The following is a 12,198-nucleotide window of genomic DNA, read 5'->3' on the forward strand; positions in this document are numbered from 1 at the left end:
TTGTTACAGTGCGACCCCTGATGCCGGCCTGGAGTCTTCTCGATGATCACCTGCTATCGCCTGTCCGCCGACGAGCTGGTCGCCCAGCCCCTGTCGCCGGGAGACCCGCTGCCCGCGGATCTGCTCTGGGTCGATCTGCTCGACCCCAGCGAGGCAGAGGAACGCTATCTCGAACAGGCGTTGGCGATGGACATCCCCACCCGGGAAGAAATCGCCGAGATCGAGGAATCCTCGCGACTCTATCAGACCGACCAGGCCCTGCACCTGACCACCACGGTGGTCAGCGGCTTCAGTGAGCATCAGCCGCAGGCCTCGGTGGTCAATTTCGTACTGACCCCCGACTGGCTGGTGACGGTGCGCTACGCCGAGCTGGCCGCCTTCAAGGCCTTTCTCGGCAAGGCCCAGCAGCAGGCACGGCAGCACTGTCGCAGCGACGTCATCTTCGCCTCGCTGCTGGACAGCCTGGTGGACCGCGTGGCCGACATCCTCGAATCGGTGCAGGCGCACCTCAATCGCCTGGCCAAGGCGGTGTTTCGCGAGCCCCTGGATCCGCAACAGGAAAAGCAGCAGCCCAAGACCGACCTGCAATCCATCGTCAAGCAGCTCGGCCGCAGCAACCAGTTGCTGGCGCAGCTCAGCGAGAGCCTGCTGGGCATCAATCGCATCGTCTCCTACCTGCGCCGGGCGGGGGCGACCTGGATCTCCGGCACGGCCAAGACCTGGTTCAAGACGCTGGAGCGCGACGTCCGCTCGCTGAGCGACTACCAGGCCAAGATGAACGGCGAGATCGGCTTCCTGCTCGATGCCACCCTGGGCCTGATCAGCGTGGAGCAGAACAACATCGTCAAGGTGTTCACCATCGCCTCGGTGCTGTTCCTGCCGCCGACCCTGGTGGGCACCATCTACGGCATGAACTTCAAGGTCATGCCGGAGCTGGACTGGCATTTCGGCTATCCGCTGGCGCTGGGCGCCATGGTGGTCTCGGCGCTCATTCCCTATGCCTGGTTCAAATTTCGCCGCTGGCTGTAGCCAGCGGCATCCATCGCACCTCGAGGAGGCAAAGCTATGCGTATCGGATTCATCGGCCTGGGCGGCATGGGCCAGGGCATGGCCGCCAATCTGCTCAAGGCCGGTCATGAGGTGGTGGTCTGGAATCGCTCCCCGGAGCCGGTGCAGGGCCTGGTCGCCCAAGGCGCCCGCGCGGCGGCGTCGCCCGCGGAGGCCTTCGAGACCGAGGTGGTCCTCAGCATCCTGGCCAATGACGCCGCTACCCGCGAAGTGATCCTTGACAGCGGCGCCCTGCAGCGGGCGCAGGCCGGGCTGGTCCACGTCAGCATGGCCACCCTGTCGGTGGCCCTGGTCGACGAACTGGCCGCGCGCCATGCCGAGGCCGGCGTGGGCTACGTGGCGGCGCCGGTGTTCGGGCGCACCGACGTGGCCGCCAGTGGCCAGCTCAACATCGTGGTGGCAGGGGATCCCGAGGCGATCGCGCGGGTCCAGCCACTGCTCGATGTGCTGGGGCGCAAGACCTGGCCGGTGGGCGCGGAGCCGCGGCAGGCCAATGTGGTCAAGATCGCCGGCAACTTCATGATCGCCAGCGCCATCGAGACCATGGGCGAGAGCACCGCCCTGGCGCGCAGCTATGGCGTGGAGCCGGCGGCGCTGCTGGAGATCCTCACCAGCACCCTGTTCGCCGCGCCGGTGTACCAGAATTACGGGCGCCTGCTGACCGAGCGAAAGTTCTCGCCGGCGGCCTTCAAGCTCAGCCTGGGACTCAAGGACGTCGGCCTGGCCCTGGCTGGCGGCCGGCCAGGAGAAGGCGGTGCCGCTACCCTTCGCCAGCGTCCTGAGGGACAACCTGCTGGAGGCCGTCGCCCAGGGCGAAGGCGATCTGGACTGGATCGCGCTGGGGCAGCGGTCGCACAAGAAGGCCGGCCTCGACTGAGCGCCGCCCTACTTGCAGGCGGTGCCCAGCGCCGCCAGCGACAGCGGGTAGAATTGCAGGTTGTAGCCCGAGGTCTTGGCCTGGCTGCAGCGCTTGGTGCTGTAGAGGCCGTAGTCGATGATCATCACCGGCTTCTTCTGGGTGCGGAAGTAGCTGTAGGCGTTGCACTCGGCGTAGTCGTAGCAGCTCTCGTTGAGGGCGAAGTCGAACTTGGTGTAGAGGCTCGGCACCAGGTCGACGGCGTTCTTCAGGCCCACCAGCAGACTGCGCTTGTGCGCCTCGTCGGCCAGCCAGTTGAGGAAATCCAGCTGCTGGGCCCGGGTCAGCTTGAGGCCGTTGGGGTTGCTGAAGCCATCGACGTTGTCCGGGTCCACCCCCTGGCAGCCCTTCTGCACGGCCAGGTCCAGCCGCTTGGCCAGCAGCACGCGGACGTCGGCGCGACGGATGTCCAGCCAGCGCTCGCCCGGCCAGGCGTCCAGCGCCTTGCCCAGGGCGGCCTTGGGATAGAGGGCGGCGTCGGGCCGCCAGTCTTCCCAGGTGCCGGCGCTGAAATAGCAGATCACCGTCTTCCCATTGCCCTTCAGATTGGCGATCACCGCCTTGCTGGTGTCATAGAGATCGATGTCGTAGAGGGTGCGATTGGGCTTTTGCAGCACGCCGTTCAGCTGGACATGCCAGGTGAGCGTCTGTGGCAGCGGCGGCGGCAGGGCGGCCTGGCTGGAAGCCGCGGCGAACATTCCGCAAAGCAGGAGGGAACAGGCTGAAAGGCGCATGAGACTTGACTCGAACGGCTGGTCAAGCCTCCAGTATCGGCTGCCGGGTCTCCTTCCTGAGCACCAGTCGTCGTACCTATCAACGGCTGGTCGGCGCTCGTTCGACCGGCTTTCAGGCCTCCTGCGCGGAGACCCCTGGCCTAGAGCCCTTGCCGTCGGACCAGGCGCCTGCGGGGCGGTGGAAGGAACCCTTGCGCCCTTTGGCGTGGCCGATGAGCGGCAGGGGTGGGGTCTTCGGCCGGCGGCGTTCTCGCCCGCCCGCGGAGGGGTAGGCGAGAAGCGCAGCGGCGGGCGCTAGCGCTGGGCCAGCAGCGCGCGGCCGCGCTGCACGGCGGCGCGGACCTGGGCCGGGGCGGTACCGCCAATGTGGTCGCGGGCGTTGACCGAGCCTTCCAGAGTCAGGACGGCGAAGACGTCCTGCTCGATCTGGTCGCTGAAGCGCCGCAGTTCGTCCAGGCTCATCTCGGCCAGGTCCTTGCCGCTGTCCACGCCGTACTTGACCGCATGGCCGACGATCTCGTGGCAGTCGCGGAAGGGCAGGCCCTTGCGCACCAGGTAGTCGGCGAGGTCGGTGGCGGTGGAGAAGCCGCGGCGGGCCGCCTCGCGCATGATCTCGCGCTTGGGCTTGATGGCCGGGACCATGTCGGCGAAGGCGCGCAGGGAGTCGCGCAGGGTATCGGCGGCGTCGAACAGCGGTTCCTTGTCTTCCTGGTTGTCCTTGTTGTAGGCCAGCGGCTGGCCCTTCATCAGGGTCAGCAGGCCGGTGAGGGCGCCGAACACCCGGCCGGTCTTGCCGCGCACCAGCTCGGGCACGTCGGGGTTCTTCTTCTGCGGCATGATCGAGGAGCCGGTGCAGAAGCGATCGGGCAGGTCGATGAACTGGAACTGGGCGCTGGTCCAGAGCACCAGCTCTTCGGAGAAGCGCGACAGGTGCATCATCGCCAGGGAGGCCGCGGCGCAGAATTCGATGGCGAAGTCGCGATCCGAGACGCCGTCCAGGGAGTTGCCGCCGATGGCCTCGAAGCCCAGCAGCTCGCAGGTGACCTGGCGCTGGATGGGGTAGGTGGTGCCGGCCAGCGCCGCGCTGCCCAGGGGCATGCGATTGACGCGCTTGCGGCAGTCGACCAGGCGCTCGTGGTCGCGGGAGAGCATCTCGAACCAGGCCAGCAGGTGGTGGCCGAAGGTCACGGGTTGCGCGGTCTGCAGGTGGGTGAAGCCGGGCATGATGGTGTCGGCTTCGGTCTCGGCCAGTTGCAGCAGGCCTGCCTGCAGGCGGTCGAGCTCTGCGAGGATGGCGTCGATCTCGTCGCGCAGCCAAAGGCGGATGTCGGTGGCCACCTGGTCATTGCGGCTGCGACCGGTGTGCAGCTTCTTGCCGACCACGCCCAGGCGCTCGGTCAGGCGCGCCTCGATGTTCATGTGCACGTCTTCCAGGTCGACGCGCCACTCGAAGGTGCCGGCCTCGATCTCGCCACGGATCTCGTCCAGTCCGGCGACGATGGCATCGCGCTCGGCTTCGCTGAGCACTCCGGCCTGGGTCAGCATGCGGGCATGGGCCTGGCTGCCGAGGATGTCGTGGCGGTAGAGACGCTTGTCGAAGTCCACCGAGGCGGTGAAGCGGGCGACGAAGGCGTCGACGGGTTCGCTGAAGCGTCCGCCCCAGGACTGGTTGGTTTTTTCGCTGCTCATGGATCGGCCTGCTGCTGGGCTTGTCGGTAAGGAAAGGAGGGGGCCGATGATAGCAGTCCTGAGCGGGTGCCGGCCCGATTCAACGGAGCCGACTTGCCGACGAGTGGTATCTGACCCACACTGCCTCCATGATACTCGAACGCCGCAAAACCCCCCGACCGGTCAAGGTCGACGACTTCTTCGTCCCGGCGCTCTGCGAACCGGAGGCCCTGCTCGTGCTGGTGGTGCTGGCCGAGCTGCTGGTGCTGGTCCTGGTGCTGGCAGAACCCTTCACCCTGCAGTTCAACTGGATCCGCCTGGCGCTGGTGTCGCTGTTCGTGCAGTGGATCGTGCTGCTGTCGGCGGCGCTGCTCTGTCGCCTGCGGCCCTGGCTGGCACGCCATAGACCGGTGGTGGCGGGCGGTTTCTGCTGCGCCATCGTGGTGGCCCTGACCCTGCTCTGCACCCTGGTGGCCGACTGGCTGCAGCTGGCCGGACCGCTGCAGCGGGTCGGCGAGGTGCGGCTGTACATGAGGCACGCGCTGATCGCCCTGATCATGTCCATGCTGCTGCTGCGCTACTTCTGGCTGCAAAGCCAGTGGCGCCGCCAGCAGCAGGCCGAATTGCAGGCGCGCATCGAGTCGCTGCAGGCGCGCATCCGCCCGCATTTCCTGTTCAACAGCCTGAACAGTATCGCCAGCCTGGTCGCCCTGGACGCCGACAAGGCCGAGCGCGCGGTGCTGGACCTGTCGGCGCTGTTCCGCGCCAGCCTCGCCCAGCCCGGCACCAAGGTGCGCTGGGTCGAGGAGCTGGAGCTCTCGCGGCGCTATCTGGAGATCGAACGCCTGCGCCTGGGCGATCGCCTGCAGTTGCAGTGGGACGTGGACGGGGTGCCGGCGGATCTGCCGATTCCCCAGCTGACGCTGCAGCCGCTGCTGGAAAACGCCCTGATCTATGGTGTGGCGCCGCGCATCGAAGGGGGCCTGGTCACCATCTTCGCCACCTACCGGGAGGGGGTGTTCGAGCTGGTCATCAGCAACCCCTATGACCCCGAGGTGGAGCAGCAGCCACGCCCACCCAAGGGCACCCGTCAAGCTTTAAGCAATATCGAGGCGCGATTGACGGCACTTTTCGGACCAGCTGCGAGTCTCAAAATCGAACGCCGCGACCAGCGGCATACAACGTCTCTTCGCTATCCATGCGAGCGACTCATGCGGGAAGCCTGAGCTTATGAATGTCCTGATCGTCGATGACGAACCCTTGGCGCGCGAGCGTCTGGCCCGTCTGGTGGGGCAACTGGACGGTTATACCGCCCTGGAGCCAACAGCCACCAACGGTGAGGAAGCCCTCGCTTTGGTTGAAAACCTCAAGCCCGATATCGTCCTGCTCGACATCCGCATGCCGGGTCTGGACGGTCTGCAGGTGGCCGCGCGTCTCTGCGAGCGCGAGTCGCCGCCCGCGGTGATCTTCGTGACCGCCCACGACGAATACGCGCTCGACGCCTTCCAGGTCAGCGCCGTGGGCTATCTGGTCAAGCCGGTGCGGCAGGAGGACCTGGCCGCTGCCCTGAGCAAGGCCCAGCGACCCAACCGGATGCAGCTGGCCGCCCTGACCAAGCCGCCGGCCAGCGGTGGCCCTGGCCCGCGCAGCCATATCAGCGCCCGGACCCGCAAGGGCATCGAGCTGATCCCCCTGGATGACGTGGTCTATTTCATCGCCGACCACAAGTACGTGACCCTGAGACACTCTGGCGGCGAAGTACTGCTGGATGAACCGCTCAAGGCGCTGGAAGACGAATTCGGTGAGCGCTTCGTGCGCATCCACCGCAATGCGCTGGTCTCCCGCGAGCGCATCGAGCGCCTGCAGCGCACGCCCCTGGGCCACTTCCAGTTGTTCCTCAAGGGCATGAACGGCGACGCCCTGACCGTCAGCCGCCGTCATGTGGCCGGTGTGCGCCGCCTGATGCACAGCATCTGACGTCGCTCGCGGGTTGGCGACCGGCGCGCAGCGGGGGAGGGGCGCCGGTCGACCTGCTATCATGGCCGGCAATCTGACGTGCCGGTAATGTCCATGCTCCGCGAAATCCGTATCGCCACGCGCCAGAGTGCCCTGGCACTCTGGCAAGCCGACTATGTGAAAGCCCGCCTCGAAGCGGCCCACCCGGGCTTGCGGGTGAGTCTGCTGCCCATGACCAGTCGCGGCGACAAGCTGCTCGACGCGCCCCTGGCCAAGATCGGCGGCAAGGGTCTGTTCGTCAAGGAACTGGAAAACGCCCTGCTCGACGGCAGCGCCGACATCGCCGTGCACTCCATGAAGGACGTGCCCATGGAATTCCCCGCAGGTCTCGGGCTGTATGCCATCTGCGAGCGGGAAGACCCGCGCGATGCCTTCGTTTCCAATCGCCATTCCGGTCTTGCCGAATTGCCCCAGGGCAGTGTGGTGGGCACCTCCAGCCTGAGGCGTCAGGCCCAGTTGCTGGCCCTGCGCCCGGATCTCGAGATCCGCTTTCTGCGCGGCAACGTCAATACCCGCCTGGCCAAGCTCGATGCCGATGACTATGACGCCATCATCCTGGCCGCGGCCGGGCTGATCCGCCTGGGCTTCGCCGAGCGCATCCGCGAATACCTGACCGTCGAAGACAGCCTGCCGGCGGGCGGCCAGGGCGCCGTGGGCATCGAATGCCGGACCGACGATGCCGAGGTCCATGCGCTGCTCGAACCCCTGCACCATTTCGACACCGAACGCCGCGTCGCCGCCGAGCGCGCCCTGAATCGGCGTCTCAATGGCGGCTGCCAGGTGCCCATCGCCTGCTATGCGGTACAGGAAGGCGAACTGCTCTGGCTGCGCGGCCTGGTCGGCCAGCCCGATGGCGGGCTGCTGCTGCGTGCCGAGGCCCGCGGCCCGCTGAACGACCCGGCCGGGCTGGGCGTGACCGTGGCCGAAGACCTGCTGGCCCAGGGCGCCCAGGGCATTCTCGATGCCGTCTATGGGGTCTCCGGCGCATCATGAGCGCCTGGCGACTGCTGCTGACCCGGCCGGCGGAGGAGAATCCACCCCTGGCCGCCGCCCTGGACACGGCGGGCATCGCCACGGCCAGCCTGCCGCTGCTGGAATTGCAGCCCCTGGCGGAAACCCCCGAACAGCGCTCACTCTGGCTCGATCTCGATCGCTATGCCGCCGTGCTGGTGGTGAGCAAGCCGGCGGCCCGCATGGGCCTCGCCGCCCTCGATCAGTACTGGCCGCAACCGCCGCTGCAGGCCTGGTTCGCCGTGGGCGCGGCCACCGCCGCCGTGCTCGAAGACTATGGACTGCAGGTGCACCATCCCCAGCGTGAGGACAGCGAAGGCCTGCTGGCCCTGCCGGCCTTGCAGGAAGCCCTAGAGCGCCCGGCGCCCGAGGTGCTGCTGCTGCGCGGAGAGGGCGGCCGCGACCTGCTGGTCGACACCCTCACCGCCCGCGGCGCCCGCGTCGAGGTGCTCGAACTCTATCGCCGCCAGTGCCCGGACTACCCCGCAGGGCAGGTCCTAGAGACCCTGGCAGCGGAACGCCTGAATGCCATCATGGTCAGCAGTGGGCAGGGTTTCGCGCATCTGCAGGCCTGTGCGGGTGCGGATTGGCCCGCGGTGCGCCGTTATCCCCTGCTGGTACCCAGCGCCCGTGTGGCCGAACTGGCTCGTGCCAGCGGCTGCGAGCTCATCATCGAGTGCCAGGGCGCCAGCGCCGGCGCCCTGATCGCCGCGCTTGCCCATCACCATCCGGATTGACCCTACAAGGAATTCCCGTGAGCGAAACTCAAGCCCCCCGCGCCGACGACGTCTCTCCCGATCCTGTCGTGACTCCCGCCTCGCCGCCGCCGGCACCCCCACCGGCAAGCGTGCGCCGCAAGGGCTCGGGCAAGGCGTCCGGTCTGGCGCTGCTGGCCCTGCTGGTGGCCGCCGGTGGCCTGGGTGTCGGCGGCTGGAGCGTCTGGCAACTGCAGCAGGTGCGTCAGGCCGAGCAGAGTCAGGCCGCCCAGGCCGAGGATCTGCGCAGCCAGCTGCGCCAGCTGGAAATGCGCAACCAGGCGTTGAGTGCCGATCTGGGCCGCCTGCCCTCGGCCAACGAGCTGGAAGAGCGCCGCCGTCAGCTTGGTGAGCTGCAGGGCGACCAGCAGCACCTCGCCGAACAATTCAAGGAGGTGGTCGGCCAGAGTCGCCAGGCTTGGCGCCTGACCGAGGCCGAGCACCTGCTGCGCATGGCCACCCTGCGCATGACCGCGCTGCAGGACGTGCCCAGCGCCCAGAATCTGCTGCAGGGTGTCGATGACATCCTCAAGGCCCAGAACGATCCGGCCGCCTTCGCCGCCCGCCAGCAACTGGCCAATGCCCAGCAGACCCTGCGCCAGCTGCCCGACCTGGATCGCACCGGGCAATTCGTCCAGCTGGCATCGCTGCGCAATCAGGTGCAGAGCCTGGAACCCCTGCCGCCACGCTTTTCCACCACCGTGGCCGACCAGCCCGGCGTCGAAAAGGCCGCGGTCCCGCCGAGCAATGCCCTGCAGCAGTGGTGGCAGGATTTCCGCCAGCGCATCTCCAGCTACTTCCGCATCGACTTTTCCGCCGACCAGCCGATTCGTCCGCTGCTGGCCGAGGAATCCCTGGCCCAGGTCCGCCTGGCCATGAGCCTGGCCCTGGAACAGGCGCAGTGGGCCGTGCTCAACGGCAACCAGGAGGTCTACCGGCTCTCCATCGAGCAGGCCGAAGACGTCCTCGCCGCCCACTTCAACAACCAGAATCCCGACAGCCGTGCGGTCAAGCTGCGCCTGCAGGAGCTGGCCGAGCGGCCGGTCACCTTCGAGGCCCCTGACCTGACGCCTGCCCTGACCGCGCTGCAGGCCTACATCGCCCAGCGTCAGCAAATCCAGCCGAACAATGCCGCCGCCGGCGCGGCTCAGGAGAATCGCCCATGAAGCGCCTGTACCTGCTGTTCCTGTTCGCCCTGCTCGTCGGCCTGGGCGTTGCCGTGGTGCTGGCCAAGGAGCCGGGCTACGTGCTGCTGTCCTACAGCAACTTCCGCTACGAATCGAGTCTCTGGGCCTTCCTGGCCCTGCTGGTGGCGGTCTGGCTGGCTCTCTACATTCTCAAGCTGGTGCTGGGCGCCCTCGGCCTGACCGGCAAGGTGCTCAACCCCTGGTCGCGGCACAATCGCCAGCGCCGCCTGGAGCAGGCGCGCCACAAGGGTCAGCTGGAACTGGCCGAAGGCAACTGGAGCGGTGCCCTCAAGCACCTGAAAGGCGCCGCCGAGCACGCCGACCAGCCGCTGTTCGTCCTGCTGGGCGCCGCCCGCGCCGCCAACGAACTGGGCGACCTCGAAGAACGCGACCGCCTGCTGCGCCAGGCCCGCGAGCGCGAGCCCCAGGCCGACCTGGCCATCGGTCTGCAGCAGGCCCGGTTGCAGATCGACCGCGGCCAGTATCTGGAAGCCCGTGACAGCCTGGCGCCGTTGCAGGCCAAGTATCCGAAGAATGGCGAGGTGCTGCTGCAACTGCAGCGCCTGCAGGTGACCCTGCGCGACTGGCCGGCACTGATCGCCCTGCTGCCGCAACTGCGCAAGCAGCAGGTGCTGCGCCCCCAGGAGCAGGACGACCTGGAGCGCAAGGTCTGGATCGCGACCCTCGACGAGGTGCCCGCCCAGGGCGCGGAATCGGCGGTGGATGCCCAGTGGCAGCAGGTGCCCACGGCGCTCAAGGGCGATGCCTCGGTGGTGCTGGCCTATGCCCGTCAGCTGCGCGCCATCGGCCGCGACGACCTGGCCGAAGAGGTGCTGCACATCACCCTGAATCGCCAGTGGGACGAGCGCCTGGTCGAGCTCTATGGCCAGCTGCGTCCGCGCGATGCCAGTCGTCCGCTGCACCACGCCGAAGGCTGGCTCAAGGATCGCCCCCAGGATGCGGTGCTGCTGCTGGCCCTGGGCCGGTTGTGCATGAACAACCAGCTGTGGGGCAAGGCGCGCGAATATCTGGAGCGCAGTCTGGCGCAGCGGCCGTCCGCGGTCACCGCCGGCGAACTGGCCAGGGTGGCCATCCAGCTGGGCGATGTGGACCGCAGCCAGCAGCTCCTGCAGAGCCAGTGGCGCGAGTCCGACACCACTTCGCTGCCGACGCCGCGGGTCTGACGGCGCGGCTCGTCTGCCCGGGTCCTTGAAAGGTGCCCGGGCTTTCTCTACCGTAACGTCCCAATTCCCTGTTGGAGACGGCGCGTCCGTGACTAGTCCCCGCTTCATCTTTCTGTTCATGGCCGCCACCTGTGCGGTGCTCATGGGCGTCGGTCTCTATCTCGAACACGTGGTCGGCCTCGAGCCCTGCCCGCTGTGCGTCATGCAACGGATCTTCTTCATCCTGGTCGGGGTGGTGGCGCTGATCGCCGGCATCCAGGCGCCGGGCAAGCGCGGACGACGCATCTATGGCGTGGTCCTGCTGCTGCTGGCCGCCGCCGGCGCCGCCACCGCGGGCCGCCAGGTCTATCTGCAGACGGTCCCGGCGGAAGAGCTGGCGGCCTGCCTGCCGAGCCTCGACTACATGATGCAGGCGCTGCCCTTCCAGGAAATCATCCGCCTGGTCCTGCACGGCACCGCCGACTGCGCCGAGGTCAACTGGACGCTGTTCGGTCTGAGCATCCCGGAATGGAGCCTGCTGGCCTTCGTGCTGCTCATGGCCCTGAGCCTGGTCAAGATCTTCCGCCGTCGCTGAGCTTTCTCCGAGCAACGGCACTCGCCTGGCGAGGCGATGTCGGTATAGTTCCTGATAACAGCCGGGCGCCTGCGCCCGGACCGTCTCGCCCGTATAGAGAGCTGCCGTCATGCTAGAAACCTGCCGCAATGCCCAGGAACGCTGGGGTGGGGTCCACCAGCTGATCGACCGCTGGCTGATTGCCCGCCGCGAGCTGGTGACCGCTTACGAAACCCTGGACATGGAGCCCCTGCTGGGACCGGTGCGCGAGGTCAGCGAACTGGAGCGGCTCTGCGACATGCTGGTCGACTACATGTCCACCGCGCATTTCGAGATCTACGAGCAACTGGTGGCCGAAGCCCGGGAATTCCAGGACGAGCGCGCCATCGAGTTCGCCGACAGCGTCTATCCGCGCCTGCAGGCCCTGACCGACGCCGCTCTGAACTTCAACGACAGATTCGAGCGCGGGGCCTATCGGGACCCGGGTCTGCTGACCATCGAACTCAAGCTGCTGGGCGAAACCCTGCGCGAGCGCTTCGAACTCGAAGACTGCCTGATCGAGGTGCTGCACACCTCGCACCAGCAACCGCGGCTGGCGTCGGTCTAGCCCCGGTTCCCCCGCGCGGCCTCGGCCAGCAGGTCGAGGTCCGCTGCGGCTGCCTCGCGCGGTGCCAGCGCGTGCAGCCAATCCCCCGGGCCCTGTGCCCCGCGACACGGCCAATGGCCCGCGAGTCGTGCCAGACGCGCGAGCTGTTCACGTTCCGCGGCCAATTCCAGTCCCTTGAGCTGCTCCCGCAGGGCCGCCAGGCTCTCGTCCGCGCTGGACGCGGCCTTCCAGGCCTGGCGCAACTGGCGCAGGGGGCGTACCACCGTATCCTGCCAGTGCTGCGAGGCGCGCTGCAGCCGGGCCAGGCCCTCGGCATCCAGGGCGCAGTTGCGGCGATCCAGCCAGAGCGCCGTCAGCACCAGACAGACGTCGGCGCCGGCCTCTTGCAGACGCAAACAGGCGCCTTCCACGCCGGGCCGGGCGTATACTGCCAACGCGAATTCCCATAGGTCCTCTTGCATGTCCGCCTCCCCGTTCGTGGGTGGTGGAGCTGCTACAC

Annotated in this window: 12 protein-coding genes and 1 pseudogene; 10 read left to right on the forward strand and 3 right to left on the reverse strand. The window is 67.7% G+C overall.

The features are described 5' to 3' along the window. The first annotated feature begins 42 nt into the window (after window positions 1-42). Window positions 43-1,029, forward strand: a complete 987-nt coding sequence (locus POR01S_RS09140) for a magnesium transporter CorA family protein (protein WP_007161374.1) — start codon at window positions 43-45, stop codon at window positions 1,027-1,029. Between the two features lie 36 nt (window positions 1,030-1,065). After that, window positions 1,066-1,945: pseudogene (locus tag POR01S_RS09145) on the forward strand (NAD(P)-dependent oxidoreductase). Between the two features lie 8 nt (window positions 1,946-1,953). Here POR01S_RS09145 and POR01S_RS09150 read toward each other — a convergent pair. Both POR01S_RS09150 and argH read right to left on the reverse strand, forming a co-directional pair. Further along, entirely contained in the window at window positions 1,954-2,682 is a 729-nt protein-coding gene (locus tag POR01S_RS09150) for an endo alpha-1,4 polygalactosaminidase (protein WP_027598169.1), read from the reverse strand. 330 nt (window positions 2,683-3,012) lie between these two features. Continuing rightward, a complete protein-coding gene (argH, locus tag POR01S_RS09155) occupies window positions 3,013-4,407 on the reverse strand; it encodes an argininosuccinate lyase (protein WP_027598170.1) in 1,395 nt (464 codons plus the stop codon). A gap of 128 nt (window positions 4,408-4,535) precedes the next feature. Between argH and POR01S_RS09160 the strand changes: the two genes are divergently transcribed. From POR01S_RS09160 to POR01S_RS09195, 8 genes are all read left to right on the forward strand, one after another. Then, window positions 4,536-5,612, forward strand: coding sequence for a sensor histidine kinase (locus POR01S_RS09160; protein ID WP_007161370.1), 1,077 nt, complete (start codon window positions 4,536-4,538; stop codon window positions 5,610-5,612). Window positions 5,613-5,616: 4 nt separating this feature from the next. Then, window positions 5,617-6,363 carry a LytR/AlgR family response regulator transcription factor gene (locus tag POR01S_RS09165; protein ID WP_007161369.1) on the forward strand — a complete coding sequence of 249 codons (747 nt, stop codon included), beginning with the start codon at window positions 5,617-5,619 and terminating at the stop codon, window positions 6,361-6,363. Between the two features lie 93 nt (window positions 6,364-6,456). Next, the gene (hemC, locus tag POR01S_RS09170) at window positions 6,457-7,395 is read left to right on the forward strand and encodes a hydroxymethylbilane synthase (RefSeq protein WP_037007646.1); all 939 of its coding nucleotides are present in this window, start codon (window positions 6,457-6,459) and stop codon (window positions 7,393-7,395) included. After that, window positions 7,392-8,150, forward strand: a complete 759-nt coding sequence (locus tag POR01S_RS09175) for a uroporphyrinogen-III synthase (RefSeq protein ID WP_042135284.1) — start codon at window positions 7,392-7,394, stop codon at window positions 8,148-8,150. The genes hemC and POR01S_RS09175 overlap by 4 nt, the downstream gene beginning before the upstream one ends. A 17-nt stretch (window positions 8,151-8,167) precedes the next feature. Continuing rightward, entirely contained in the window at window positions 8,168-9,334 is a 1,167-nt protein-coding gene (locus POR01S_RS09180; protein WP_042135286.1) for a uroporphyrinogen-III C-methyltransferase, read from the forward strand. Beyond that, window positions 9,331-10,539, forward strand: a complete 1,209-nt coding sequence (locus POR01S_RS09185) for a heme biosynthesis HemY N-terminal domain-containing protein (RefSeq protein ID WP_027598174.1) — start codon at window positions 9,331-9,333, stop codon at window positions 10,537-10,539. The genes POR01S_RS09180 and POR01S_RS09185 overlap by 4 nt, the downstream gene beginning before the upstream one ends. 88 nt (window positions 10,540-10,627) lie before the next feature. Further along, complete coding sequence (locus tag POR01S_RS09190; protein WP_027598175.1) at window positions 10,628-11,113, forward strand: disulfide bond formation protein B; 486 nt, start codon at window positions 10,628-10,630, stop codon at window positions 11,111-11,113. Between the two features lie 109 nt (window positions 11,114-11,222). Then, entirely contained in the window at window positions 11,223-11,699 is a 477-nt protein-coding gene (locus tag POR01S_RS09195; protein ID WP_007161363.1) for an Rsd/AlgQ family anti-sigma factor, read from the forward strand. On the opposite strand, the gene POR01S_RS09200 is transcribed toward POR01S_RS09195, so the two are convergent. Continuing rightward, a complete protein-coding gene (locus POR01S_RS09200; protein WP_027598176.1) occupies window positions 11,696-12,160 on the reverse strand; it encodes a TIGR02444 family protein in 465 nt (154 codons plus the stop codon). The two genes, POR01S_RS09195 and POR01S_RS09200, sit on opposite strands and share 4 nt — an antisense overlap. Window positions 12,161-12,198 lie beyond the last annotated feature (38 nt).

This window comes from Pseudomonas oryzihabitans NBRC 102199, from assembly GCF_000730625.1.
Taxonomy (GTDB): Bacteria; Pseudomonadota; Gammaproteobacteria; order Pseudomonadales; family Pseudomonadaceae; genus Chryseomonas; species Chryseomonas oryzihabitans.

Excerpts from the sequence above, each read along its gene's own strand:
- POR01S_RS09200 (WP_027598176.1), bottom strand. The coding sequence starts at position 12,160 with ATGCAAGAGGACCTATGGGAATTCGCGTTGGCAGTATACGCCCGGCCC.
- hemC (WP_037007646.1), top strand. The coding sequence starts at position 6,457 with ATGCTCCGCGAAATCCGTATCGCCACGCGCCAGAGTGCCCTGGCACTC.
- POR01S_RS09195 (WP_007161363.1), top strand. The coding sequence starts at position 11,223 with ATGCTAGAAACCTGCCGCAATGCCCAGGAACGCTGGGGTGGGGTCCAC.
- POR01S_RS09175 (WP_042135284.1), top strand. The coding sequence starts at position 7,392 with ATGAGCGCCTGGCGACTGCTGCTGACCCGGCCGGCGGAGGAGAATCCA.
- POR01S_RS09165 (WP_007161369.1), top strand. The coding sequence starts at position 5,617 with ATGAATGTCCTGATCGTCGATGACGAACCCTTGGCGCGCGAGCGTCTG.
- POR01S_RS09150 (WP_027598169.1), bottom strand. The coding sequence starts at position 2,682 with ATGTTCGCCGCGGCTTCCAGCCAGGCCGCCCTGCCGCCGCCGCTGCCA.
- POR01S_RS09160 (WP_007161370.1), top strand. The coding sequence starts at position 4,536 with ATGATACTCGAACGCCGCAAAACCCCCCGACCGGTCAAGGTCGACGAC.
- argH (WP_027598170.1), bottom strand. The coding sequence starts at position 4,407 with ATGAGCAGCGAAAAAACCAACCAGTCCTGGGGCGGACGCTTCAGCGAA.
- POR01S_RS09140 (WP_007161374.1), top strand. The coding sequence starts at position 43 with ATGATCACCTGCTATCGCCTGTCCGCCGACGAGCTGGTCGCCCAGCCC.
- POR01S_RS09185 (WP_027598174.1), top strand. The coding sequence starts at position 9,331 with ATGAAGCGCCTGTACCTGCTGTTCCTGTTCGCCCTGCTCGTCGGCCTG.